The 26,636-nt window shown below is 29.2% G+C and carries 32 protein-coding genes; 7 read left to right on the forward strand and 25 right to left on the reverse strand.

Features of this window, described 5'->3' with window-relative positions:
- Positions 1-195 precede the first annotated feature (195 nt).
- A complete protein-coding gene (gene hsp18 / locus CLAU_RS10195; RefSeq protein WP_013240832.1) occupies positions 196-642 on the forward strand; it encodes a heat shock protein Hsp18 in 447 nt (148 codons plus the stop codon).
- Between the two features lie 54 nt (positions 643-696).
- Positions 697-1,143: a heat shock protein Hsp18 gene (hsp18, locus tag CLAU_RS10200; protein WP_013240833.1), complete on the forward strand. Its 447-nt coding sequence runs from the start codon at positions 697-699 to the stop codon at positions 1,141-1,143.
- Between the two features lie 72 nt (positions 1,144-1,215).
- Here the strand turns inward: hsp18 (CLAU_RS10200) and CLAU_RS10205 are convergent, their stop codons facing one another.
- The 12 genes from CLAU_RS10205 to CLAU_RS10260 form a co-directional block, all read right to left on the reverse strand.
- Positions 1,216-2,550 carry a replicative DNA helicase gene (locus CLAU_RS10205; protein ID WP_013240834.1) on the reverse strand — a complete coding sequence of 445 codons (1,335 nt, stop codon included), beginning with the start codon at positions 2,548-2,550 and terminating at the stop codon, positions 1,216-1,218.
- Between the two features lie 99 nt (positions 2,551-2,649).
- Positions 2,650-4,545 (reverse strand): Lon family ATP-dependent protease, encoded by a 1,896-nt coding sequence (lonC, locus tag CLAU_RS10210; RefSeq protein ID WP_013240835.1) that lies wholly within the window; start codon positions 4,543-4,545, stop codon positions 2,650-2,652.
- 12 nt (positions 4,546-4,557) lie between these two features.
- On the reverse strand, positions 4,558-5,001 hold the full coding sequence (gene rplI / locus CLAU_RS10215; protein ID WP_013240836.1) for a 50S ribosomal protein L9: 444 nt from the start codon (positions 4,999-5,001) through the stop codon (positions 4,558-4,560).
- Positions 5,002-6,987, reverse strand: a complete 1,986-nt coding sequence (locus tag CLAU_RS10220; RefSeq protein ID WP_013240837.1) for a DHH family phosphoesterase — start codon at positions 6,985-6,987, stop codon at positions 5,002-5,004.
- A gap of 18 nt (positions 6,988-7,005) precedes the next feature.
- Complete coding sequence (locus CLAU_RS10225; protein ID WP_013240838.1) at positions 7,006-7,992, reverse strand: YybS family protein; 987 nt, start codon at positions 7,990-7,992, stop codon at positions 7,006-7,008.
- An 11-nt stretch (positions 7,993-8,003) separates the two neighbouring features.
- Positions 8,004-8,321, reverse strand: a complete 318-nt coding sequence (locus CLAU_RS10230; RefSeq protein WP_013240839.1) for a MazG-like family protein — start codon at positions 8,319-8,321, stop codon at positions 8,004-8,006.
- A gap of 164 nt (positions 8,322-8,485) precedes the next feature.
- A complete protein-coding gene (gene rpsR / locus CLAU_RS10235; RefSeq protein WP_013240840.1) occupies positions 8,486-8,743 on the reverse strand; it encodes a 30S ribosomal protein S18 in 258 nt (85 codons plus the stop codon).
- A gap of 21 nt (positions 8,744-8,764) precedes the next feature.
- On the reverse strand, positions 8,765-9,205 hold the full coding sequence (locus CLAU_RS10240) for a single-stranded DNA-binding protein (RefSeq protein WP_013240841.1): 441 nt from the start codon (positions 9,203-9,205) through the stop codon (positions 8,765-8,767).
- Positions 9,206-9,217: 12 nt separating this feature from the next.
- Complete coding sequence (gene rpsF, locus CLAU_RS10245) at positions 9,218-9,505, reverse strand: 30S ribosomal protein S6 (RefSeq protein ID WP_013240842.1); 288 nt, start codon at positions 9,503-9,505, stop codon at positions 9,218-9,220.
- A 104-nt stretch (positions 9,506-9,609) separates the two neighbouring features.
- A complete protein-coding gene (locus CLAU_RS10250; protein WP_013240843.1) occupies positions 9,610-9,822 on the reverse strand; it encodes a DUF951 domain-containing protein in 213 nt (70 codons plus the stop codon).
- 3 nt (positions 9,823-9,825) lie between these two features.
- On the reverse strand, positions 9,826-10,716 hold the full coding sequence (locus CLAU_RS10255; RefSeq protein ID WP_013240844.1) for a mechanosensitive ion channel family protein: 891 nt from the start codon (positions 10,714-10,716) through the stop codon (positions 9,826-9,828).
- 15 nt (positions 10,717-10,731) lie between these two features.
- Positions 10,732-10,983 (reverse strand): putative Se/S carrier protein, encoded by a 252-nt coding sequence (locus CLAU_RS10260; protein ID WP_013240845.1) that lies wholly within the window; start codon positions 10,981-10,983, stop codon positions 10,732-10,734.
- A 456-nt stretch (positions 10,984-11,439) separates the two neighbouring features.
- On the opposite strand from CLAU_RS10260, the gene ytvI reads away from it, so the two are divergent.
- On the forward strand, positions 11,440-12,495 hold the full coding sequence (gene ytvI, locus CLAU_RS10265; protein ID WP_013240846.1) for a sporulation integral membrane protein YtvI: 1,056 nt from the start codon (positions 11,440-11,442) through the stop codon (positions 12,493-12,495).
- Between the two features lie 78 nt (positions 12,496-12,573).
- Positions 12,574-13,161, forward strand: a complete 588-nt coding sequence (gene yyaC / locus CLAU_RS10270; protein WP_013240847.1) for a spore protease YyaC — start codon at positions 12,574-12,576, stop codon at positions 13,159-13,161.
- Positions 13,162-13,174: 13 nt separating this feature from the next.
- On the opposite strand, the gene CLAU_RS10275 is transcribed toward yyaC, so the two are convergent.
- The 13 genes from CLAU_RS10275 to rpmH all read right to left on the reverse strand — a co-directional run bounded on the left by CLAU_RS10275 (position 13,175) and on the right by rpmH (position 23,027).
- Positions 13,175-13,405 (reverse strand): YkuS family protein, encoded by a 231-nt coding sequence (locus CLAU_RS10275; RefSeq protein ID WP_013240848.1) that lies wholly within the window; start codon positions 13,403-13,405, stop codon positions 13,175-13,177.
- A gap of 56 nt (positions 13,406-13,461) precedes the next feature.
- Positions 13,462-13,965: a DUF4446 family protein gene (locus tag CLAU_RS10280; protein WP_013240849.1), complete on the reverse strand. Its 504-nt coding sequence runs from the start codon at positions 13,963-13,965 to the stop codon at positions 13,462-13,464.
- Positions 13,966-14,017: 52 nt separating this feature from the next.
- Entirely contained in the window at positions 14,018-14,878 is an 861-nt protein-coding gene (locus tag CLAU_RS10285; RefSeq protein ID WP_013240850.1) for a ParB/RepB/Spo0J family partition protein, read from the reverse strand.
- Between the two features lie 7 nt (positions 14,879-14,885).
- Positions 14,886-15,653 (reverse strand): ParA family protein, encoded by a 768-nt coding sequence (locus tag CLAU_RS10290; RefSeq protein WP_013240851.1) that lies wholly within the window; start codon positions 15,651-15,653, stop codon positions 14,886-14,888.
- A 135-nt stretch (positions 15,654-15,788) separates the two neighbouring features.
- Positions 15,789-16,562 (reverse strand): nucleoid occlusion protein, encoded by a 774-nt coding sequence (noc, locus tag CLAU_RS10295; protein ID WP_013240852.1) that lies wholly within the window; start codon positions 16,560-16,562, stop codon positions 15,789-15,791.
- A gap of 99 nt (positions 16,563-16,661) precedes the next feature.
- Positions 16,662-17,375, reverse strand: a complete 714-nt coding sequence (gene rsmG / locus CLAU_RS10300; protein ID WP_013240853.1) for a 16S rRNA (guanine(527)-N(7))-methyltransferase RsmG — start codon at positions 17,373-17,375, stop codon at positions 16,662-16,664.
- A gap of 25 nt (positions 17,376-17,400) precedes the next feature.
- Entirely contained in the window at positions 17,401-19,287 is a 1,887-nt protein-coding gene (gene mnmG, locus CLAU_RS10305) for a tRNA uridine-5-carboxymethylaminomethyl(34) synthesis enzyme MnmG (RefSeq protein WP_013240854.1), read from the reverse strand.
- Between the two features lie 11 nt (positions 19,288-19,298).
- Positions 19,299-20,678 carry a tRNA uridine-5-carboxymethylaminomethyl(34) synthesis GTPase MnmE gene (gene mnmE / locus CLAU_RS10310; RefSeq protein ID WP_029170213.1) on the reverse strand — a complete coding sequence of 460 codons (1,380 nt, stop codon included), beginning with the start codon at positions 20,676-20,678 and terminating at the stop codon, positions 19,299-19,301.
- A gap of 302 nt (positions 20,679-20,980) precedes the next feature.
- Positions 20,981-21,607, reverse strand: a complete 627-nt coding sequence (gene jag, locus CLAU_RS10315; RefSeq protein ID WP_013240856.1) for an RNA-binding cell elongation regulator Jag/EloR — start codon at positions 21,605-21,607, stop codon at positions 20,981-20,983.
- Between the two features lie 16 nt (positions 21,608-21,623).
- Positions 21,624-22,280, reverse strand: a complete 657-nt coding sequence (locus CLAU_RS10320) for a membrane protein insertase YidC (RefSeq protein ID WP_013240857.1) — start codon at positions 22,278-22,280, stop codon at positions 21,624-21,626.
- Positions 22,281-22,300: 20 nt separating this feature from the next.
- Positions 22,301-22,510 carry a membrane protein insertion efficiency factor YidD gene (yidD, locus tag CLAU_RS10325; protein ID WP_013240858.1) on the reverse strand — a complete coding sequence of 70 codons (210 nt, stop codon included), beginning with the start codon at positions 22,508-22,510 and terminating at the stop codon, positions 22,301-22,303.
- On the reverse strand, positions 22,507-22,842 hold the full coding sequence (rnpA, locus tag CLAU_RS10330; RefSeq protein ID WP_013240859.1) for a ribonuclease P protein component: 336 nt from the start codon (positions 22,840-22,842) through the stop codon (positions 22,507-22,509). The genes yidD and rnpA overlap by 4 nt, the downstream gene beginning before the upstream one ends.
- 50 nt (positions 22,843-22,892) lie before the next feature.
- Positions 22,893-23,027, reverse strand: a complete 135-nt coding sequence (rpmH, locus tag CLAU_RS10335) for a 50S ribosomal protein L34 (protein WP_013240860.1) — start codon at positions 23,025-23,027, stop codon at positions 22,893-22,895.
- A gap of 597 nt (positions 23,028-23,624) precedes the next feature.
- On the opposite strand from rpmH, the gene dnaA reads away from it, so the two are divergent.
- The 3 genes from dnaA to yaaA all read left to right on the forward strand — a co-directional run bounded on the left by dnaA (position 23,625) and on the right by yaaA (position 26,571).
- Entirely contained in the window at positions 23,625-24,977 is a 1,353-nt protein-coding gene (gene dnaA, locus CLAU_RS10340) for a chromosomal replication initiator protein DnaA (RefSeq protein WP_013236715.1), read from the forward strand.
- Between the two features lie 256 nt (positions 24,978-25,233).
- Positions 25,234-26,337, forward strand: a complete 1,104-nt coding sequence (gene dnaN / locus CLAU_RS10345; protein WP_013236716.1) for a DNA polymerase III subunit beta — start codon at positions 25,234-25,236, stop codon at positions 26,335-26,337.
- Between the two features lie 27 nt (positions 26,338-26,364).
- Positions 26,365-26,571 carry a S4 domain-containing protein YaaA gene (gene yaaA, locus CLAU_RS10350; RefSeq protein WP_013236717.1) on the forward strand — a complete coding sequence of 69 codons (207 nt, stop codon included), beginning with the start codon at positions 26,365-26,367 and terminating at the stop codon, positions 26,569-26,571.
- Positions 26,572-26,636 lie beyond the last annotated feature (65 nt).

Below are 26,636 nucleotides of genomic sequence, written 5' to 3' on the forward strand. Positions count from 1 at the left end.
CTTGAAAATATATGGATAATACTAAATTATATAGTTAGCTCTAATAATAACTAATCATATCTATGCCATTCATTTATTTTTAGACTTTGACTTTCTTTGACCTTTATTGTACTATAATAACTGTAATAAGGATTTACAAAATATAAAAACAATTTAGAAAACATAGAAAATAAAATCTATAAGGAGGTATTCATTATGTTTGATATGGTTCCATTTAGAAGAAACAATTCTTTAAAAAGAGGTGATGCATTCGATAACTTTGTAGATTCATTCTTTAATAATGACTTTTTCGCACCTATGAACATGAATAGTTTTGACAATGGTTTTAAAGTTGATCTTAAGGAAAATGAAACTTCTTATGTAGTTTGTGCTGATCTACCAGGAATAAATAAAGATTCCATAGACTTAGATTTTAACAACAATTATTTGACTATATGTGCAAAAAGAGATGATTCTATTGAAGATAAAAATGAAAACTTTGTAAGGCGTGAAAGAAGATACGGTGAATTCAAAAGAAGTTTTTACATCGACAATGTAGATGATTCAAATATTACAGCTTCCTTTAAAGATGGAGTTTTAAGAGTTGATCTTCCAAAACTTAATAGAGAAAAAGGAAACGGCAAAAAAATAGATATACATTAATAAAATTTGATAATTTTTAGAAAATAATAAAATTTTATTTAGGAGGTATTCATTATGTTTGATATGGTTCCATTTAGAAAAAACAATTCTTTAAAAAGAGGCGATGCATTCGATAACTTTGTAGATTCATTCTTTAATAATGACTTTTTTGCACCTATGAACATGAATGGTTTTGGCAATGGTTTTAAAGTTGATCTTAAGGAAAATGAAACTTCTTATATAGTTTGTGCTGATCTACCAGGAATAAATAAAGATTCTATAGACTTAGACTTTAATAATAACTACTTGACCATATCTGCAAAAAGGGATGACTCTATAGAAGATAAAAACGAAAACTTTGTAAGACGTGAAAGAAGATATGGTGAATTCAGAAGAAGTTTTTATATTGATAATGTAGATGACAAAAACATTACAGCTTCTTTTAATGATGGAGTTTTAAAAGTTATCCTTCCAAAACTTTCACAAGGTAAAAGACAAGGTAAGAAAATAGATATACAATAAAAAATTACTTACTACGAAATCAATATAATCAGACTAAAAAGCACTGTAAATAAACTTTACAGTGCTTTTTAGCTATTCCTGATGTATAACATCTAAATTACCAAACTTACTGAACTGACCCATCCAGGCCAATTTTACAGTGCCTGTAGGACCATTTCTCTGTTTTGCAATAATACATTCCGCAACATTTTTATCTTCTGTATCCTTATCATAGTATTCATCCCTGTACAAAAACATAACTATATCTGCATCCTGCTCTATTGATCCGGATTCTCTTAAATCTGACAGCATAGGTCTATGGTCCGTTCTAGCTTCAGGCGCACGTGATAATTGGGACAAGGCAATAACAGGACATTCCATTTCCTTTGCTAGTGCTTTTATGGATCTGGATATCTCTGAAACTTCCTGCTGCCTATTCTCTGAGCCTTTACCTCCACTCATAAGCTGTAGGTAATCCACAACTATCATATCTATACCATGTTCCATCTTTAATCTTCTGCATTTAGACCTCATTTCCATAATGGTTATACCTGCAGTATCATCTATAAATATCTTTGCAGCAGCAAGAGGCCCTGAAGCTCTAGCTATATTTTCCCAGTCCTTATCTTCTAAATTTCCCGTTCTTAAATTAAGCATATCTACATGTGCCTCGGAACATAAAAGCTTATAAGCTAATTGTTCTTTTGACATTTCAAGAGAAAACATAGCTATTTTTTTACCTTCCCTTAAAGCCGCATATTCCGCTATATTTAAGGCAAAAGTTGTTTTACCCATAGAAGGCCTAGCCGCCACAAGTACCATATCTCCCTTTTGAAAACCTGACGTCTTAGCATCTAACTCTCTAAATCCAGAGGCTACTCCTGTAGTTTCACCTTTATTGTTAAATAACCTCTCTATTTCAGTAAATCCTCTTTCAAGTACAACATTCATAGGCTCAAAATCAGAAACTTTTCTATTACTTGACAAATCAAATATAGATTTTTCAGCCATATCAATGGTTCCTACAACATCATCCTGATTTTTATAACTTTCTTCTATTATCTTGGTAGAAGCCCTAATAAGTTTTCTCAGAACAGATTTATCTTTTACAATTTTTATATAGGATTTTAAATTAGCAGTGGACACTATTGATCCGCTTAGTTCACTTATATAAGTTATACCACCTGCTGCTTCAAGTTTTGATCTCGATTTTAAGTTTTCAGTCAAAGTTATTATGTCTACAGCTATATCTTTTTTATACAAATCAAGTATTGAATCAAAAATAACCTTATGTGAATCCTTATAAAAATCCTCGGTGTTTAGAACTTCCATAGCTTCAGCTATGGAAGTTTTATCAATAAGCATAGATCCAATTACACCTTGTTCAGCCTCTATATTATGAGGTATGCTTCTAATAGATGTATCCATACAGATGTCTCACTCCCTAGAATTAAATGTTACCATTTGCTTAATTGATCTACAGGTGAAATAGAAATTGTTTCAAATTAACACTCTGTTTATTTAGAATCAGAAGATCAATTCTATAAGTTCCTCAATATTTGATACAGCCTTAATTTCTATATCCTTAATATCAGTAGGTACTTCTTTTAAATTTTCTACAGGTAGTAACATTGTCTTTATTCCCTTTCTCCTAGCACCATAAGCTTTTTCAAATATTCCACCTACAGGTTTTATCTTTCCTCTTAAAGATATCTCTCCTGTTACAGCTACATCTTGCCTTAAAGGTTTTTGTAAAAGGGCGCTTATAATACATACTGTAATAGCAGCTCCTGCTGAAGGACCATCAATCCTTCCTCCGCCTATTACATTTACATGGATATCATAATCACTCATATCTTTATCTGTTATTTTTCTTATAACTGAAGCTGCATTAAATACAGAATCTTTTGCCATACTTCCTGCTGTATCATTAAATCTTACAATTCCCTTGCCTTTTTCTTTAGCTTCAAATGTAACAGCTTCTATCTCTATAGTAGAGCCTATATATCCACTTACTCCTAATCCATAAATATGGCCAATTTCATAGGTAGACTTTGAAGGCACTTCTTCAAAAGGTACAAATCTACTTATAGATATAACCTTCTTTAAATCCTCTACTGAAATTTTAACTTTATCATTTAAATCACTTATTCCATTATTATAAAGTACATACCCATAGACATCTGATAATATGTTAATAGCTTTTCTACCTTCAATTGTATATTTACTTATAAGTTCAGAAACCCCACTCTCAATTTCAATATTAAGTTTTTCAGCGGCATCTTCCACTATTCTCTGTATGTCCTTCACAGAAAGCGGCTCAAAATAAACCTCAGTACATCTTGATCTAAGGGCAGGATTTATTTCACTTGGCTCTCTAGTTGTAGCTCCTATAAGTAAAAAATCTGCAGGAGCTCCCTTTTCAAATAAATACTTTATATACTTAGGTATATTCTCATCATCTGGATCATAATATGAAGATGAAAACTCAACTCTTTTATCTTCCAGTACTTTTAGCAACTTATTCTGGAGCATTTCATCCAATTCTCCTATTTCATCAATGAAAAGAACTCCACCATGAGCTTCTGTAACAAGTCCAGGTTTTGGTTCTGGTACTCCTACTTCCGCTAAGTCTCTCTTAGTTCCTTGATATATAGGGTCATGTACAGATCCAAGAAGTGGATTTGTAATTTCCCTAGGATCCCACCTTAAAGTACTTCCATCTACCTCTACAAACTTAGCATCTTTTCTAAAAGGTGTAAATTTTAACTTTTTTGCTTCTTCTAAAGCAATTCTAGCTGCTGTAGTTTTCCCTACTCCCGGCGGCCCATATAAAATTATATGCTGCGGATATGGTGATGCTATTTTAGACAGTATAGACTTTATAGCTCTCTCTTGGCCAATTATTTCATCAAAAGTTTCTGGTCTTAGAAGTTTTTGAATGTTTTTGCTAAGCCCCTTAGAATCCAGTACCTCAAGTTGAGCATACTTTTTCAAGGTTTTTGCGTTTTCAGGTCCTTTTCGCTTTTTTATAATACTGAGTCTAACCTCATCCATATATTTGTCCTGATGTTCTGTAAGGTTTTTCTCTACTTCCTTTTCAATCTTAGTTCTTACATATCTTTCTGCTAATGTTTCTGCTATCCAATTGTTGGTGCTTTCTAGTGCATCATATACATTTGATTCATCTGGTATCTCAGTTAATCCTTTTCCATCACTAACTATTTTATTTAGAGCATATATTCTTTCAAATAAATTCTCACTATTCATATAGCCTTTTAAATTATACCTTACTACTCTGGCATTCACAGTACCTTTATCCATTATCTTTTTCAAAAGATCATATAAAACTTTTACTTGAGTATTTATTGGAATAGAATCATTTAATTCCCTATTTAATCCATCAACAAATTGTAATTTCACAAATTTTCCTCCTTATTTCTCTGCAATAACTACTTTTATTTTAGTGGATATCTCAGGATACAATTTAACTTCTACATCATAGGTACCAAGTTGTCTTATGTTGTTAACTGCTATTTTCTTTTTATCCACATTTATATGAAATTTTTTGTTTAATTCATCTGAAATGTCTTTTCCTGTTATTGATCCAAACAACCTTCCATTTTCCCCTGATTTTACAGTTAGTTTTATCTCTTTGCCCTTTAAGCTAGCAGCAAGTTTTTGTGCTGCTTCTATTTCAGCAAGTTTTTCTTTTCTCTCTGCTTCCTTTTTGTTATTCAATATATGAAGATTTGACTGATTTGCTTCTTCTGCAACTCCCCTTGGTATTAAATAATTTCTAGCATATCCATCTGAAGCATTTATTACTTGCCCTTTTTTCCCTAAAGTTTTTACGTCCTTTAATAATATAACTTTCATCTATTCTTCACTCTCCTCAGTATATTCATTTATAGCCTCATCTAATTTTTCTATAGCCTCATCTATGGTTACAGATTCTAATTTAGCTCCTGCCATAGTCATATGTCCTCCCCCTCCTAGGCCTTCAAGTATAATTTGAACATTTATATCCCCTAAGGATCTAGCACTAATAAATACTTCATCTTTTATTTTAACAAAAACAAAGGATGCTTGAATACCTGTAATATTTAGTAGCTCATCTGCTGCTTGGGCAACTAATAATAAATTTGCCATTTCTGGGGGACATACTGCTATAGCAATACCATTATTTATCTTTGCTGATTTTATAATTTCAGCTCTCTTTAAATAAGTTTCAAAATCATAGGAAAAAAGCTTTTTTATATCTATGGTGTCTGCTCCCAATCTTCTTAAAAATGAAGCGGCTTCAAAAGTTCTTACACCAGTTTTAAAATAAAAATTCTTTGTATCCACACATATGCCTGCTAGAAGTGCTTCTGCCTCTATTGGCTTTATATTTGGTTTTTCTACCATATAAGGCAGCATTTCAGTAACCAATTCAGAGGTAGATGAAGCATAAGGTTCAATGTAACTTAAAAGAGAATTTTTAATGAGATCTGTAGTTCTTCTATGATGATCTATTATAACTATTCTATCAAACTTCTTAACTAATTGCATATTTTGTACATGTCCTTCACTATGTACATCTACAATTATAAGAAGGCTATTTTCATCTATCTTATCTTCACAATTTTTGCTGTGTATAAAAACATTATCGTATTCCTTCTCTTCTTTTATCTTATCTAATATAACTTTTATGCTTTCATTACTATCATCTAATATGATAAAGCATTCTTTATTCATTAAACTAACTACACTGCGAATTCCAACAGCAGATCCTAAACAATCTATATCTGGTTTCATGTGTCCAATTATAAATACATTTCTACTATCCTTTATTATATCTACAAGAGCCTGAGCTATTACCCTAGCCCTTACTTTTGTTCTTTTTTCAATTTCCTTAGTCTTTCCTCCATAAAACAAAAGTTTATCTCCATTTTTTACAACTGCCTGGTCTCCTCCACGTCCTAGTGCCAATTCCTTAGCCGATACTGCATATTTTTCATTCTCCAAGGGAGTATCACCACCCCTGCCAATTCCAATACTTAAAGTTACTGCAAGTTTATTTCCCATATTTATTTCTCTAATAGTATCAAGTATTTCAAATTTCTTTTCCATTTCTTTTTCTATGTACTTATTTTGTATGCAAAATACATATTTATTTGATTCATACTTTCTTATCATAGCATTTAAATTCTGAGCATAACTATTTATAGTTCTTTCTATTTCAGCTATTATAAGTGGTCTATCATCTTCTTCCATAGGCTTTACTACATCATCAAAATTGTCCACTTCCATTAACATTACTGCATCTTTGTTTGCATTTACTGAATTCATAATTTTAAAGGGTTTTGTTACATCATAGAAATATAAGAGCATAATTTTATCTTTAGAGTTTTCTGAAGTATCAACTATATTAGTATATATATCATAATATTTGTCCTTAATCTTTATATATCTAAATATAGTTTCCTTTCCATTTGCCACCTGCTTAACATTAAAATCTCTTACCACATTCTTAATATTTTGACCTAGTATATCCTTTCCTTCTAGTATGGAGGAAAAGTTTTGATTATACCAGAGTACATCACCGGTGATTTTTATTATAACAAGTGGGAAAGGAAGCTTTACAAGTGTATTTCTGGTAGCTATATCAAGTTGAGATGAAAAATCTTCTATAAACTTTTTCCACTTACTCTTTTTATATTCGGTATTTTTTACATTGTAAATTACAAGAAATGCATATAGACAGATAGCTATAATTCCTACTATCATATGCCCATATGCCATCAATATTAAAATAAGAAGAGCAATTATCACCATGTACACTTTATTACCCTTTATAAAGTAATTGTACTTATTATCCATTAAATGAGCCCCCAGTTACTATTTTTTCAATTTTCTATAAGGGTCTAGTTTTCTAAAGTCAAATACCATGTCTATAAATCCAGCCAAGCCATACACTAGGGACAGCTTAGTCATAACTGTAAATACTATAATCAAAACAATAATTTTTTTAGATACCTTATACCTATTCATAAGATAGTATGTAATCAATGATACTCCATCTAGTAAAAATACAAGTTCAAGTATAAGTCCTGAAGAATTAATTAAATACTGTCCAATTGCCATGTTGTTTCTGTTAAATAATATTCCTAAAACAAGTATAACACCAACTAATGTTCCTATTCTTGTATTCATATACCATTGATTAAAAGGTTTTGCTTCATTAACTTCATATTTTAACTTTTTAAGCACAACCCTTGTTATTGTGTAATTTAGATATGCCAAAATAACTGAACTAGCTATAATTACTCCTGGAATAAGTCTCATAATATATTCTGGTGTAAACATCTTAATTAAATCTTCTATAGGTGCCAGTTGACTGCTGGATACGCCTGCCTGCTGATAAATACTTTTACTTATTTCCATGGACTGGTTGAAATTTTTCACTATTTTACTTACAAAACCATATATTCCATCATTACTCATTAAAGTTATGTATATAGTGGTATAGATTGTTGTTCCTAAAGCCATTGCTATGGAAAGAAAGATAATTGTAGTTCCAAAATTTTTTTTATTTTTCACACAATATCCTAGTACAACTCCCGTAAATCCAACCATTATCATTGAAGATATTGCATATATAGGATTGTAAAACATTGCTATAAATATACCACTAGCTATTACAGAAATCAAAGTAACCTTATAATTATGCCTAATATACAAAATCGTTATAGGTATTGGTACTATAAAATTAGCAACTAAGGAAGCTATAGGTACATATATGTTTACAAGCATTATTATTACTGTAAGTGCTATGGTAAGCCCTGCTTCTGCTAAGGCTCTTGTGTTATATGTCTTATTCTGCATTTTTACCTCCATTATTCCCTTTCTTTGAGATAACTATATAGTTTACTTAAATCTTTGCCATCCTTTTCTATTTTGTCTTCTTCAATTATACCAATTTTCAATTTCTTTTTCATAGTTTGATCTACTGATTTATGTGAATAACCAAGCCTCTCTGCAAGTAAATATAATACTATTATTCCCCCGGAAATACAGTCTAGTATGGATTCTTGTGCTACATTACTGCCTCTTGTAAGCAATTTAAAAAAATCTGCTACTATACATAAAAGATTAGCCTTTAAATCTTCTATTATCTTAACATTATACATTATGTTGAAATTTTCTTTTTTCATACAATCATCCTCCTAGCCTTTAATTATATTTTAGTTGCTTTCATAGCTTTATGCAATAAATTAACATTGATTATGCTGCCAAATCATACATAAATTAAATCTATAGTAAAAAAACTAAATATAATTTAAAAAAAGTGAAGAATAAAAATTCTTCACTTTATAAACTACTCTGTTGTAAATGGCAGTAAAGCTATGTTTCTAGCTCTCTTTATAGCTACTGTAAGTTCTCTTTGATGTTTTGCACAGTTTCCAGAAATTCTCCTTGGAAGGATTTTTCCTCTTTCTGTAACATATTTTCTTAATTTATTTATATCTTTATAATCTATAAATTCAGATTTGTCCATACAAAAAGCACAAACTTTTCTCTTAGCTCTTCTCATTTTGCCGGAATTTCTTCTTCCGCCTTCTCTATTATTTGCCATAATGCTTTCCCCTCCTTACTTTTAAAAAGGTATATCTCCATCATCTACTGGAGTAATATCCTCTCCATAAATATTCTCATCAAAGTTTTGAGTTTTTCCAAAATTTTCAGATGAAGTTTGATTATATGAGTTCTTTGCAGATTTCTCTCCCCATTCTAGGAATTGAACTTCTTCTGCAATAACCTCAGTAACATATCTTCTAGTACCGTCTTTAGCTTCATAATTTCTAGTCTGGATTCTACCACTAATACCTATAAGTTTTCCTTTACTCATATAATTTGCAGTAGATTCAGCTTGTTTTCCCCATACAACTATAGGGATAAAATCTGCCTCTTTTTGCCCATCTTTAGAAAATCTCCTATCAACGGCTATAGTAAAAGTGGTAACTGCTGTACCATTTCCTGGTGTAAATCTCAATTCTGGATCTTTGGTTAATCTTCCAATTAAAACAACCTTATTCAATCAAAACACCACCTATTTTTCATCCTTTACTATTATATGTCTTATAACTGTATCTGTAATCCTGAATACTCTGTCTAACTCTTTTGGTAATTTAGGATCAGCATTAAAATTTATTAAGGTATAATATCCTTCGTTAACTTTGTTTATTTCATAGGCAAGTTTTCTCTTACCCCAAACATCAACGTTTTCTATTACTCCTCCACCATTTTCTATTACACCCTTAAACTTTTCTATGTTAGCTTTGCAAGCTTCTTCATCTAATGATGGTTGTAATATAAATATAGTTTCATACTTACTCATTGATTCCACCTCCTCCCTTTGGGCTAATGGCTGTGATTTCACAGCAGGGACTACAGTTATTCATTTTACTACTTTTTTAACATTAAATCAATTAATTTTTTTAATTATTGTGTCTCTTTTTCATCAGGTGAATTTTGCTTAATTATTTTTTTTACACTTTTCTCAAATTTATTTCTTGGAAGCATAACTATTCTTCCACATCCACAGCACTTAATCTTTATATCTGCCCCAAGTCTTATTACTTCCCACTCATTACTACCGCAAGGATGTCCTTTCTTCATTTCAACTACATCACCAATGTAATAAACTTTTTTCATGTACTATTCCCCCTTTAAATTTTTTATTACTAAATAAGGAGTTTTTATGTTTTCCTTTTTTAAAGTTTCTCCTATTTCTCTTCTAAGTTTCATCTCCATATCCCACTGTGTCATAGCCTTAGCCTTACCAGCTACTCTAATGGTTACTCTGTTATCTTTTATATTTGTTATTCCCTGAACAGTAGGTGCTTGGGTAATTGAACTATTTTCTTTGGCAAAATTCTCACACAATTGTGTCATTATTTCTATGACTTTTTGAATATCCTCATCATAAGAAATTTCCACATCTACTGTAATTCTTATGCTCCCCTTAGAATGATTGGTTACTTTTGAAATGAGTCCATTAGGTATTATATGAAGATCTCCATTAAAATCCCTTACTTTAGTAACTCTAAGCTCCATACTTTCTACGATGCCACTTTTATCATCTATACTTATGTAATCCCCTACGGAAAATTGATCCTCAAATAATATAAAAAATCCATTTATAATGTCTTTTATAATGCTTTGAGCACCTAATCCAACAGCCACACCTCCTATTCCTGCAAAAGTTAAACCAGTTACACCTACTTTAGGTGATATGACTGTAATTATTGTAAATATTCCAAAAAAGTATACTGAATACCTTAATACACTTTTTAAAATAGCTCCTATAGTTTTAGCTCTTTTATCATTCAATGAAATTCTAAAATCTTTCTGCCTTGAAACATATCTATTTATTATTTTGTTTCCTAGTTTAACGATGAGATACATAACTATAAGTATAAATATCACTTTAATAATTATCCAAACAAAATTATACATAGCTTGTGTGGATATGGATAATTTACCTATACTAATATTATCTCCATACATACTAACTTTAAGAAAAGAAAAAACACCACTTTCTTTCATGTTTTACCTCCAGAATTATAAGCAAATTTGCTTATATCCTAAACTACTTCTTTCATAAATATTTTTAATAGTTAACTTTTCTTCATTTATCAAACTTTTTACTGTATCTATATCCTTACTGTCAATTTTTATACTTATACCACAGCTTTTAGTTATAACTATTGGTGTAGGCATTATATTTACGTCTATTCCCTGTTCTTTTAAAATTTTTTCCCCATTTATAGCTCCGTGAGTATTTTTAAAAGTTACTACATAATATTCTTTCATAATTATAATCTCAGTTTATTAAAGCTGAACCTCCTTGTAAAATTTTACTATTATTTTATATACAACAACTCTAGATTACTTTATAATTATTGTATAAAGATTTACTTTTAGTGCATAATTTTAATAAAATTCTTTAAAACCAATACTTATTTTTTATATACTATTATATCAGAAATATGTTTTTTACGGATATATCATATAAACTTAACTAATAATTTATCTGATAATTGCCTACTTACTACCACGAACTCTGTGCAAGCAACTATCACCAAATCAAAGATTTGGGAATATCTGCTTTCCCCAATAAGTAGAATTTATTGATAATCTAAATTGTAAAATCTATATATCTAACAATATAATTATATAACAAAACACATTTTATTTTTATATAAACATAAAAAATATGTTTTATTTAATTTATTAATTAGAGAAAATCAAGAAGGGAGCTTTTAAATCGTGAATGAATTTATAAATAAAATAAATAGAATTAGTTTATTTATTATACTTTATACTATAATTTTCTTAGTATTCTTCAGTACACTTAATTACACATTGCCATTTGTTTTAGCTTTTGCTTTTGCTCTAATACTAAAAAGGCCTACTATTTTTATTTCGAGAAAACTTAGAATCAACCATGCTCTATCCTCTTTAATTACTACTATAATATTTTTTACCGTAATAATAACAGTACTATCATTTGGAATAACGGTAGTTACACAAGAAACTATACAATTAGGTAAAAACACTCAGCTATACATTTCTAGGAATTCTGATAACGTTTATAACTCTTTTTACAAATTACAAAAATACTATAATAACTTAGACCCTTATATAATAAATGCTTTAGAAAAAAACTTTACAAGTTTTATTACTAAATTATCAAATATAGCAGTAACTGTTTCAGGTAAATTAGTTTCTTCTTTAATAAACCTATTGACTACAATTCCTTACATATTAATGGTAATATTTTTCACACTACTTGCCACATATTTTTTTACTAGAGATATGACTTCTTCTAAAATAAGTATGAATACTTTGATACCGCAAAACAAAACAGATAAGATATTAAAAATATATAATGAAAGTAAACGGATGTTGGAAAATTACATACTATCCTATCTTATAATAATTTTAATAACTTTTTTGGAAACACTCATAGTATTTTCACTGTTTAAAATTAAATATGCCTTAATCCTCAGTATAATTTGTGCTATAGCAGACTTACTTCCTATTATAGGAATTGGCGCTATATATTTACCTCTTGCTATTATTTATCTTGCAATATTTAATAATTACATCACATGCACGGGATTAATTATATCTTACATTTTGGTTTCAGTTATAAGACAAATTATAGAACCTAAAATAGTTTCTTCATCTCTTGGTGTACATCCTGTAGCCGTATTAGCAGCGTTATTTATAGGCTTAAAAGCAGACGGATTTATAGGCATAATATTTTGCATATTTTTAGTTGTATTTTTTAATATATTTCATAAATTAGACATGCTGTAAAATTTTATAATAAAAAATGTTAATTATACGTATAATTAACCTCCATATGGCAAAAATCATAATATAGGAGGTTTTCTTATGATTAAAAAATTAACGTTAGATTCCACATGTAGAAATTCCGTATACACTTTAAGAGATAAAATAAGTGATGAAATATATCCCGTTGTTAAATCAGGTAGAACTATAGTAATACTTTGTATAGGAACAGATCGGTCTACTGGAGATAGTTTAGGTCCAATAGTAGGAGATAAATTGAAGTTTCTAATGAGGAATAAAGTTGAACTATATGGTAATTTACAGTATCCAGTGCATGCAAAAAATCTTAAAAATATTATAACTGAAATAAATTCTAAATACAACAAACCTTTTATAATAGCAATTGATGCTTGCCTTGGCACTATTCAAGATGTAGGCAAAATAATAATAGAAACAAAGCCTCTTACCCCCGGATCTGCAATGAAAAAATCATTACCTCAAGTAGGAGATTTAAGTATAACAGGCATCGTAAATATCTGTGGAGCCATGGAATTTATGGTATTACAAAATACTCGATTGTTTACTGTTATGCAACTTGCAGACACAATTTCTAGAGGGTTATATCATTCCATATTAAAGACTATAGGTGGTAAAAAGAATACAAGTTTTTTTCAAAATATAGAAGCTTAATGTTTTACTTATACTAAAATACTCTATCTCTAAGTATATACTCTATTTCTTCTATATTCTTTTTTCCTAAATCAATTATTAGAATATCCTTGTTCTTTATATTTAAGTTTGCAAGTCCATCATCTTTTAGCTTGCAAATTATAACATTATATTTAGTATCTGAATCATCTGTTACTATTATATATCCTCTTTTTTGCAATTCATAACTTATATAACTTAGATTCTTAGTAACATATATTTTCATATAAAAAACCTCCTTAAAAGATAATTTTCCCTTAAGGAGGTTCTTTATGTAAGTTATTATATTTTCTTATTTACACATTCTTCTAAAACTTGTTTTTCTTCTTGAGATAACTCATATCTTGACATTCCGCTATCAATAGGTTTTGCATAAGTAGTACTCTCATCTCTTCCATATATTCCTGTAATTATTACACCATCATTTTTCCCATCTAGTAGTGCAACTGAAAAACTCAAGTCACTTCCTACATCCTCAAAAGCCCTGTATCTTATAATGGATATTTTTTGAATGCAGTCTTTTATTTTTAAATTTAAGCTATTATAAAGTTCTTTCATGTCTTTAGATTGTTCTTTTACATCATCTATATTATCTAAGTAACCTACAATAAGTTCTTCTAAATTCTTATTGTTTGAACCTCTCATGATTTTTCTATACCTTTTTTCCAATCTACTTAAAGATGTAAAAATCACCATATTCATAATTAACAATATCAATACTAATACAGCTAATCCAATTATAATATAAGGTTGTAAACTTCCTATTAAGCTAATAATATTTTGCATATCTTTCTCCTTTCATAAAAATGTTTCACATGAAACATTTAAACAAGACGTATTAAATTTTTAGTATATCTAATATTCTCTGCAAATCTTCTTGAGAATAATATTCTATTTGTATTTTTCCTTTATTTTTTTTATCCATTAGTGAAACCTTAGTACCAAATAAATCCTCTAGTTTTTCTCTTATATCTACATAATAGGGATTTGCTTTTTTTATATTATCATTCTTAGCTGCCTTACTAGAATTTAGATTTTTAATAATTTTTTCTATATCTCTAACTGTTAAATTTTCATCTATTATATTTTGTGCTAATTTATATTGTAGTTCTCCATCGTCCACACCCAGGAGTGCTCTACCATGCCCTTCTGTAATAACTCCATCTATTATATATTCTTGAACTCTACTGTCTAAATTCAAAAGTCTCATACAATTAGTAATTGCAGTCCTCGATTTACCTATCTTTACACTTAATTCTTCTTGAGTTAAATTAAAATCATTAATTAATCTCTTATAAGCTAAAGCCTCTTCTATTGGATTTAAATCCTGTCTCTGTATATTTTCTATAAGGGAAATTTCTAGGATTTCCTTATCAGATAAATTCATTATGATTGCAGGCACTTCTTTAATATTAGCTAATTTTGCAGCTCTCCATCTTCTCTCACCTGCAACTATGCTATATGCATCATCTCCTATTTTATTAAGTATAAGTGGTTGTATTATACCATGCTCTTGTATTGACTGAGAAAGTTGTAATATTTTTTGTTCATCAAAGTTTTTCCTAGGTTGAGTTTTATTTGCACTTATTAAGTCAATATCAATAAGTATTGTATCCTTTTTGCTTTCTTCCTTCTCTTCTAACGCACTTTCAGGTATCAATGCTCTAAGTCCTTTACCTAATCCATATTTTTTATTCAAATCTCACTCACTCCTTTTGCCTATGCAAAAATTCTTTAGTTAATCTTTCATAAGCTTTAGCACCTTTACATTTATCATCATAAAGTACTATAGGTAGTCCAAAACTAGGAGCTTCAGCTAATCTTATATTTCTAGGTATGGTACTTTTATATACTTTATCTTTAAAATATTTTTTTACTTCTGAAATCACTTGAGTAGACAGATTAGTTCTCCCATCACACATACTCATAATAACCCCCTCAATTTTTAAGTCTTTATTTAAGGATTCTGTTATCAATTGTACTGTGTTAACTAGTTGTCCAACACCTTCCAAAGCATAAAATTCACATTGGATAGGTATAATCACACTATTTGATGCTGTAAGTGCGTTTATAGTCAAAAGTCCCAAAGACGGAGGACAATCTATAAATATAAAATCAAATTTAGCTTTTAACTTTTTTAAATTATTCTTTAATATATTTTCTCTGTTTTCTTTATTTATTAATTCCACTTCAGCTCCAGCTAGTTCTATAGTTGATGGCACTATAGAAAAATTATCTATCAATTCACATTTTTTTATAACATTATCTATCTCAACATCTGAAGTTAATATATCATATATAGAAGCATCTAATTTTTCCTTATCAATTCCCAATCCGCTAGTAGTATTACCTTGAGGATCAATATCTATATTCAATATTTTATATCCTTGCATAGCCAAATAAGCACTTAAATTGATACAAGTAGTAGTTTTACCAACCCCACCCTTTTGATTAAATATGGATATTACCTTCATTTAAATTCCCTCCTTCCAGCTTTATATATTCATCTTTTCTAATTATATATTTTTATTTAAAAGAATAAAAGAGTTTTTATTGTTAATTAACATTTAAATTTTTATAAAAAAATAAAATGTTTCATGTGAAACATTTTATTTTTTAGGAATAGTAATTATAATCTGAACCTCTTCGTCTGAATCCTCTGAAGTATACTTTGCATTCAACCCATATTTATCAAAAATCTGCTTAATTGTATTTATATATACTTTAGGAGAAAATATTCCTTTTATTTTCTTTCTTTTATTTTTTTTATTACTGGTGAGCTTGTCCAATTCTTTATTGATAAGTTCTTCTGTTTTCTTTACATTCAAAGATTTCTTAATTACGATCTTTAATATTTTTTTCTGAATCTCCAATGTTGGAAGTTTTAATAAGGCTCTCGCATGCCTTTCAGTTAAGTTATTCTCTAGTAACATAATTCTAATTTCTTTATCAAGTCTAAGAAGTCTAATCTTATTTGCAATAGTAGATTGCTTTTTTCCTATAGTTTCAGCTAGTTTCTCTTGAGTATAAGAATGATCCTTTATTAAATTATAGTATGCTTCTGCTTCTTCCAAAAAATTTAAATTTTCCCTCTGCAAATTTTCTAAAAGTGCAATTGCAGCAGATTCTTTATCACTTATGTCTACTATTATTACAGGAACTTCAGTAAGTCCTGCCTTTTTTGCTGCTCTCAGTCTTCTTTCCCCAGCAACTAATTCGTACTTATTTTCACCTAATTTTCTTACTGACAGTGGTTGAACTATTCCATATGAACTTATAGATTGAGCTAACTCTTCTAAACTTTCTTCATTAAAATATTTTCTCGGTTGATATACATTAGGTAAAATTAAATCTACGGGTATATAATTAACGTTCTTTTGCATATTTAACCATCCCTCTTATGTTTCCTATTGTTAACATTTCTTCACGGTTTTATAAAATCCTTCTAATTTATATAATTTTTATCCGACAAATTGTTACATTTATTTTAGTGGTTTTTTAGAAACTATACCTGCCTTTCTTGGATACATATTTGGTGTTCTCCTAATTTTTTTTATTACGACTAAATTATGATTAAGATCATCATTTTCTATTTTTATTATATCCTCTATTTTCCCACCTAAAATACTAACAGCTTTTTTACTTTCCTTAATTTCATCCTCAACAGATGGACCTTTCATAGCCACAAAATATCCACCTAATTTTATATAAGGAATACAAAACTCACTTAGAACAGTTAAATTTGCTACAGCCCTTGAAACTGCTGCATCAAATTTTTCTCTATACTCAATATCTTTAGAAAAATCTTCTGCTCTTCCATGTATACATTTTATATCATTTAATTCAATATCTGATATAACTTGATTCAGAAAGTTTATCCTCTTATTTAACGAATCTAAAAGCACTACTTTTATTTGAGGATTAACTATCTTCATAGGTATACCTGGAAATCCAGCTCCTGTTCCTATGTCAATAACATTAGAAATATCTCTTAATGGTGAAAATTTAAATATTTTTACACAATCTATAAAGTGTTTTTTTATTATATCTTCATCTTCTACTATAGTAGTAAGATTGATTTTGTTGTTCCAAAATTTTAATATATCCTTATATTTTATAAATTTACTATACTTTTTTTCATCAAATTCTAGTCCTACATCTTTACACGCAGTATCTATAATTTTAAAATATTGCATATTTAGTTCTCCAATCTACCTTCATTTACAGATCCTTTTCTCTATATTTTTTCTCCATATAAATTAGTAAAACAGAAATATCTGCTGGAGAAACCCCTGAAATTCTAGAAGCCTGACCTACACTCATAGGTCTTATCTTTTTCAACTTTTGGGTAGCTTCTATTCTCAGTCCATTTATCTTATCATAGTTTATGTCTTCAGGTATAATTTTATTTTCAAATTTTTTAAATTGACTTACTTGTTCTAATTGTTTCTCAATATACCCCTCGTATTTGGAAATAATGTTAACTTCTTCTTGAATATCTTCCCCAAGCTCTGGTCTATCTACATCAAGTGGTTGTACCTTAAAATAGTCAAGCTCTGGTCTTTTAATAAGCTCATATAAGCTTGTAGTTTTCTTTAATTCAGAAGAACCTATAGAATTTAAAAAATCAACTACTTCTTTTTTAGGCGTTATGTGAATATCTTTTATTCTTTCAACCTCTTTCTCAATGTCACTTTTTCTTTTTAAATACTTTCCATATCTTTCTTCGCTAACAAGTCCTATTTTATGTCCAAGTTCCGTAAGTCTCAAATCTGCATTATCTTGTCTCAGTATCAACCTATACTCTGCTCGTGATGTCATCATTCTGTAAGGCTCCTGAGTTCCCTTTGTAACTAAGTCATCTACTAAAACGCCTATATATCCATCTGATCTCTTTAAAATAAGAGGTGGATTGCCTTGTGATTTAAGCGCAGCATTTATACCTGCAATTATTCCCTGAGAAGCAGCTTCCTCATATCCTGAACTTCCATTTAGCTGACCTGCACCAAACAATCCTTCAACTTTCTTAAATTCTAGTGAAAGTTTTAGTTGTGTTGGATTTATACAATCATATTCAATAGCATAACCTGTTCTTAAAAACTCTACATTTTCAAGTCCAGCTATAGTTCTATACATAGCAATCTGCACATCTTCTGGCATAGAAGTAGATGCCCCATCTACATATAGTTCGTCCGTATTTTCACCTTCAGGCTCTATAAATATCTGATGCTTTTCCTTATCTGGAAATCTCATTACTTTATCTTCTATTGAAGGGCAGTACCTAGGACCTACAGATTTAATAGAACCATTATAAAGTGGAGATCTATTTATATTATCTCTTATTACCTTTAAAGTATTCTCTGTAGTATACGTTAAATAACAAGATATTTGGCTTCTATCTAAACTTCCACTCATAAAAGAAAAAGGAACTATTTTCTTATCACCTGGTTGTTCTATCATTTTTGAAAAATCAACACTTCGCTTATTTACTCTAGCTGGTGTACCAGTTTTAAACCTTCTAAGTTCTATACCAAGATCAAGTAAACTTTGAGAAAGGTCATTAGCAGGCATAAATCCATTTGGCCCCGAACTATAACTTACGTCTCCTATGATAACTTTACCCTTTAGATAAGTTCCTGTAGCCAAAACAACAGTTTTCGTCTCAAAATATGCTCCATTTTTAGTTAATACACCACATACTTTTCCTTTATCATCTGTTCTTATACTTAGTACTTCTATTTGTCTTAAAGACAAGTTATTTTGTTTTTCAAGTACTTCTTTCATTCTAACTGAATAGTTTTTCTTATCAGCCTGAGCCCTAAGTGAATGTACTGCTGGCCCTTTAGAAGTATTAAGCATTCTTGACTGTATAAAAGTATGATCAATGTTTACACCCATCTCTCCACCTAAAGCATCTATTTCCCTTACTAAATGCCCTTTAGCAGTTCCACCAACATTAGGATTACAAGGCATAAATCCTACACTATCTAAATTCATTGTACACACTAAAGTCTTACAACCCATTCTAGCAGCTGCAAGTCCTGCTTCACAACCTGCATGACCTGCTCCTACAACTATTACATCATATTTTTCTGAAAAATACTCCAATTTTTAACTACCTACTTTCCTAAACAAAATTGTGAAAATATTTTATCAATTATATCTTCTTCTAAGGTGTCTCCAGTTATCTTGCCAAGATTATCCCATGCATTTCTTATATCTATAGATGCCAAATCTATAGCAGATGTATTCTTTAATGCTCCTAAAGCTTCAATACAACTTTCCTTAGCTCTTATAAGTCCTTCCTTATGTCTAGCATTAGTTATAAATAAATCTCCCGGTTTAACCTCACCTTTAAAAAACAAGTCTTTAATACATGTTTTTATCTTATCCAATCCTTTACCTGTCTTTATTGAAGTTTTTATTATACAACTGGAATCTAAATTACAAATATCGTCTAAATTTATTTTATCATTTATATCAATTTTATTTAATAGAATTATATATTTTTTATCTTTTACATAATTCATAATCTCTTTATCTTCATCATCCAATTCTTCACTTGAATCCAGCATTAATATGACTAAATCAGCTTCATCTATCTTTTGTTTAGATCTTTCTACGCCAATTTTTTCTACCAAATCCTCCGTTTCCCTTATCCCTGCAGTATCAATTACCTTTATAGGAATTCCATCTATATTCATATATTCCTCTATAACATCCCTTGTTGTACCTGGTACATCTGTAACTATTGCCCTATTTTCTCTAATTAAAGAATTTAAAAGTGAGGACTTACCTACATTAGGTTTTCCTACAATTACTGTATTCAATCCATCTCTGACTATCTTACCTTCTTCCGCAGTGCTTAATATATGATTTATTTCGTCTAATATTTCCTGTAATCTCATGGAAACCTTATCTGATGTCATTTCTTCTAAGTCTTCTTCAGGATAGTCCACTGTAGCCTCTATATGTGCAATTACCTCTAAAAGCTTTTCTCTAAGTGCGTTAATTTCTTTAGAAATCTTACCAGTAGATTGCTGTACAGCTGACTTCATCGAAAGTTCAGTTTTTGCTCTAATTATATCAATTACCGCTTCCGCCTGACTTAAATCTATCCTTCCATTTAAAAATGCCCTTTTTGTAAACTCTCCTGGCTCTGCAATTCTAGCTCCAGATTTAATAACTTCCTCGAGTACTTTCTTAGTTGCCACAACTCCACCGTGACAATTTATTTCAACTGTATCTTCTGAAGTATAACTTTTAGGGGACTTCATAAAACTAACAAGTACTTCATCTAGTAATTCACCAGTACTTTTTTCTACTATATAACCATATCTCATAGAATAAGGCTTCATATCAATCAAATTTTTATTACTTTTTCCTTTAAATATACTATTAACTATTTTAAGTGAATCACAGCCTGAAATTCTTATAATCGATATGCCACCTTCACCTAAAACCGTAGCTACAGCTGCTATTGTATCAAACTCTTTCATCATTTCACTTCCTCAAAATATAATTTATCTGATGGCTACCTACTGTAACACTCCCACTTCTATCAAAGTGGGAGCTAACAGTAGCTAAGCCCCTAGATAATTCATCTAAACTTAGTGAGAGAAACAAAACTCTAAAGAGAAAGCAACTATCAGCAAATCAAAGATTTGGAACATTTGCTTTTCCCACTAAGTAAGATTTATTGATAAATATACTTCTACACATAAGATAATCTAAATCTAGCTAACGTTTAAAATTATTTTGTATCTCTCATTTATTTTTCTAAATGTAAAAAAGAAAGCCTTTAGGCTTTCTTTAAATCCACTACAACTCTTCTAAAGGGTTCCTGACCTTCGCTATATGTATTCACATAAATATTATTTTGAAGGGCAGAATGAATTATTCTTCTCTCGTAAGGATTCATTGGTTCTAACTTAATTATTCTACCTGTCCTCTTAACCTTCTCAGCTACTCTTCTAGCAAGTCTCTTTAGAGTTTCTTCTCTTTTAAATCTATAATTTTCTGTGTCTAAAACAACTCTCTTATATTCTGTATCATGATTTTTATTTATTACAAGACTTACAAGATACTGAAGTGCATCTAACGTTTCTCCCCTATATCCTATAAGTATTCCCATTTCTTGACCAGTTAAATATATTTTTATGCCATTTTTGTCTTCTTTTATTTCTATTTCAGCCTCTACCTTAATTTTATCTAAAATACTTCTCAAAAATGTTTTAGCTTCATTTATATAATCTCTCTTAACCGTAACTCTTATTTTGGCTGGCCTCGTTCCTATAATATTAAAAAAACCTTTATTGCCTTCATCTAAAACTTCCATTTCCACTTTATCTTCTTCAACTTTTAATTCAGAAAGTGCAGTTTTAAATGCATCCTCTACTGTCTTCCCAGTCGTTTCTATAAAATCCATAACACATGGCCACCCCCTAAGCCTTAATATTTCCTTTTTTCATTTCAATCTTTTTCAAAACAACAGTTTGTGCTATTTGAATTAAATTACTAACAACCCAATAAAGTACTAAAGCTGCTTTAAACTTTATACTCATAAATACCATGACTGCAGACATTGCTATATTCATTGTCTTTGCCTGCTTTGCTTGCTCGCTATTACCTGACATCATCAAATATCCTGATAAGAAAGTAGTTACGCCCGATAAAATAGCAAGGAATATATCTGTTTTAGCTAAATCCCCTATCCACAAAAAACTAACGCCATTTATTCCTGATAGATTATTAAAAACATAATAGAGAGCTATTAGAATAGGCCATTGAATTAGAAGTGGTAAACATCCACTAAAAGGACTTGCTCCTTTTTCTTTATATAATTTCATCATTTCTTGCTGTGCTTTCTGAGGATCTTTTTTATATTTCTCTTGTAGCTTTTTTACCTCTGGCTGAATTTCATTCATTATAAGTGAAGATCTTGCTTGTTTTATACCTAGTGGAAGTATTATAATTCTAATTATTATAGTCATTAAAATTATTGCGATACCATAAGACATATTCTGATTAGGTATGACGGAAGTTACACTATGATGTAAAAACTCAAAAAACTGAACAAAAGCATTATTTAGATATTGCAAAATATTAAACCTCCCGAAATTTATTTAACTGGGTCATATCCTCCCTTGCAAAATGGATTACACCTCAATATTCTCTTTATAGACATAAATCCACCTTTTATAGTACCATATTTTTGCAATGCTTCTACTGTATATTGTGAACAAGTAGGGTAAAATCTACAACATGGACCCTTCAAAGGTGATATATATTTCATATACAATTTAACTAAAAAAATTAAAAATTTTTTCATTTATTATACAAACCTGCTTTTTTAATTAAATTTTTCATGGAATTCTCTATTTCTATATAACTTTTACCATTTGACAAATTCCTAGCTATAAATACTAAATCATATCCAACTTTTATGTCTTCAATATTCAACCTAAAATTTTCTTTAATTAATCGTTTAATTCTATTTCTAATAACACTCTTTCCTACCTTCTTACTCACTGATATACCTAATCTATTTATACCCTTTTTATTTCTGTAGATATATAATACTAATAGATTATTAGAAAAAGATTTTCCTCTTCTATACACAGCTCTAAATTCTGCATTCTTTTTTATTCTGTAAACATCCATATGTTTTGCTCCTTTTTTCTGCTTGCAGAAAAAGGCCACAAAAGCGGCCCTTATGCTGTTAATCTCTTTCTACCTTTTTGTCTTCTTCTTCTAATAACATTTCTTCCTGACAAAGTTCTCATTCTTTTTCTAAAGCCATGCTCTCTTTTTCTTTGTTTCTTTTTTGGTTGATAAGTCATCCACATACTATAACACAACTCCTTTCCAATTTAGCATTTATTTTTTCTTTACTTATTATATATAGAGCGCAACAAATACATTACTCTCATGTAAACTAACATTTATAAAAGCAATCAATTCACCTAATTATAAATCCTAAAGTTTTACTATTAAATTATATATTCACTAAGTTACAATGTCAATACAAAATGAAGACTACAAAAATGGATAAAAAACATTACCTGTTAATATTTTTTATCGGTTTTTGTGGATAACTTCTTGAATAGGTAGTTAGGTTTTGATATTATAAATAGAGACCTGTTAATAACTTTAAAAATATATAACTTATCCACAACTGTGGATAAAAATGTGCATAAGTTGTTTTATTTTATATAAACTTCCTATTCATTTATACATTTTTAACTATTTTACTAACATTATTCATTGTAGATAATGTTAATATTTATTTTACGGTTATTGTTTATAACTTTTTTTATTTAAAAGATATAAACATATTTATAAACATGTGAATATTTTTATAAACATATGTCAAGAAAATATAATGACGTTTATAATCATGTAAATATGTTGTGAATTATTTTTCTAAGACTGGAGGATACAAAATGAATGCCCATCCAAAAGAAATATGGGAACAATCTTTAAACATAATAAATGGTGAAATTACTGAAGTAAGCTTTAACACATGGATTAAAAGTATTACTCCTGTATCTATTGAAAATGACACCTTCATATTAAGTGTACCAAATGACCTTACCAAAGGCATATTAACTAGTAAATATAAAAATTTAATAGCTAATGCTCTAAAATTAATTACTTCAAAAAAATACAACATTAAATTTTTAATTGCCTCTGAATCAGAAGAAGCTTTAACATTAGACAATACTAATAAAAGACACAATAAAAATTCCGTATTGGTAAATGATGAAATGTCAACCATGCTAAATCCAAAATATACTTTTGATTCCTTCGTTATAGGTAATAGTAATAGATTCGCTCATGCAGCTTCACTTGCTGTAGCTGAATCACCTTCAAAAGCATATAATCCCCTATTCATATACGGAGGCGTAGGACTAGGCAAAACTCATTTAATGCATGCTATAGGACACTACATATTAAACAATAATAGTAAATCTAAAGTAGTATACGTTTCATCTGAAAAATTTACAAACGAACTTATAAATTCAATAAAAGATGATAAAAATGTAGAATTCAGAAATAAATATAGAAATATAGATGTACTCTTAATAGATGATATACAATTTATTGCAGGTAAAGAAAGAACCCAAGAGGAATTTTTTCATACCTTTAATGCATTATACGAGGCTAATAAACAAATAATTCTATCTAGTGATAGACCACCAAAAGAAATCCCTACATTAGAAGATAGACTTAGATCTAGGTTTGAATGGGGACTTATAGCAGACATTCAACCACCAGACTTTGAAACTAGAATGGCTATATTAAAAAAGAAGGCAGACGTCGAAAATTTAAATATTCCTAATGAAGTAATGGTGTATATAGCTACTAAAATTAAATCCAACATTAGAGAACTTGAAGGTGCGCTAATAAGAATAGTCGCTTTCTCCTCACTTACAAATAAAGAAATAAGTATAGATTTGGCAGTAGAAGCTTTAAAAGATATAATTTCAAGCAAACAATCAAAACAAGTTACTATAGACTTAATACAAGATGTAGTTGCCAACTATTATAACTTAAAAGTAGATGATTTAAAATCTGCAAGAAGAACAAGAAATGTAGCTTTTCCAAGGCAAATAGCTATGTACTTGTGTAGAAAACTTACAGATATGTCTTTGCCAAAAATCGGAGAAGAATTTGGCGGAAGAGATCATACTACCGTAATACATGCTTATGAAAAAATATCAACTAATTTAAAACAAGATGAAAGTCTTCAAAATGCTATAGGCGATTTAACAAAACGACTAAATCAAAATTAAATATCAACAATTGTTAATATTATTTAGTAATAACACTGTGCATAAAAAATATTAATATTTTTTTTTCTAATTATGTGGATAACGTCAATTTTTATCAATTACTTATCCACAATTATTTTTCGCATTTTTTTACTCAATATCAACGCATTCAAAGGTTATCCACATAATCACAGCCCCTACTACTATTATTACTAAATTTAATTAATTATCTATATTCTATATACCTTTCTACATTGTGAATAAAGGAGGACATTAAATGAACTTTATATGTACAAAAACAGAATTACAAGAAGCTATTTCAATAGCACAAAAAGCTATCACAGGGAAATCCAGCATGCCAATATTAAATGGTCTACTTATTACAACCTGTAAAAACCAAATTAAATTAACTGGATCAGATATAGACCTCAGTATAGAAACAAAAATAAATGCAGAAATAAAAGAAGAGGGATCCGTAGTAGTTGATTCTAGACTATTTGGAGAAATTATAAGAAAATTACCTAATGACAATATAAATATTTCTACTACAGAAAATAATTCAATAGAAATAATATGTCAAAAATCTAAATTTAATCTAATTCATATGAATGCAGAAGATTTTCCTGAAATACCTAATATAAATGAAAATATTATTTTCTTAATACCTCAAAAAATATTAAAAGATATGATAAAAAGTACTATTTTTGCTGCAGCTCAAGATGAAACTAGACCTATACTTACAGGAATTTTATTTGAAATCAAGGACAAAAAATTAAATTTAGTAGCATTAGACGGATATAGATTAGCTTTAAAATCAGAATATCTTAATACAGAAAACATAATAAATGCTGTAATTCCAGAAAAAACTTTAAGTGAAGTTTCTAAAATCTTAGAAGATAATGATAAAAATGTAAATATAACTTTTACACCTAATCACATACTTTTTAATTTAGATAATACTAAAATTATATCTAGATTACTGGAAGGTGAATTTATAAAATATAATTCTATAATTCCAGATGAATTTAATTTACAAGTAACAGCTAAAAGAGAAGAACTTTTAAGTTGTATTGAAAGAGCTTCACTAATGGCTAAAGACAGTAATACCAATTTAATAAAATTAGAAATAGAAGAAAACAACATGATAATAACTTCAAATTCTCAATTAGGAATGGTCAGAGAAGAACTAAACATATTATTGCAAGGAGACACACTAAAAATTGCATTTAATTCAAAATACTTAATAGATGTCTTAAAAATAATGGACGAAGAAGAAATCATAATGAAATTCTCTAGCAGCGTAAGTCCATGCGTAATTAAAAATAAGGATAAAGATAATTGTACTTATTTAGTACTTCCTGTAAGGCTCTTAAACAATTAAAAATAAAAAAATTGGAGATAATAGAAAATGAATGAAATTAAAATTAATACAGATGTAATAAAACTAGATTCTTTTCTAAAATGGTGTGGGGCTGTTTCACAAGGATCTGAAGCTAAAATGTTCATAAAAGATGGAATGGTAAAGGTAAATGGAGAAGTAGAAACGAGAAGAGGAAGAAAACTTTCGCAAGGATTTACAGTTGAATTTCAAGAAAAAACTTATAAAATTATATAGGTGCAATTAAAAATTTAGTATTAAATGTGCATTATATATTGTGATATAATTATAAATAGGTGTTT

The sequence above is a fragment of the Clostridium autoethanogenum DSM 10061 genome (assembly GCF_001484725.1).
GTDB classification, from domain to species: Bacteria; Bacillota; Clostridia; order Clostridiales; family Clostridiaceae; genus Clostridium_B; species Clostridium_B ljungdahlii.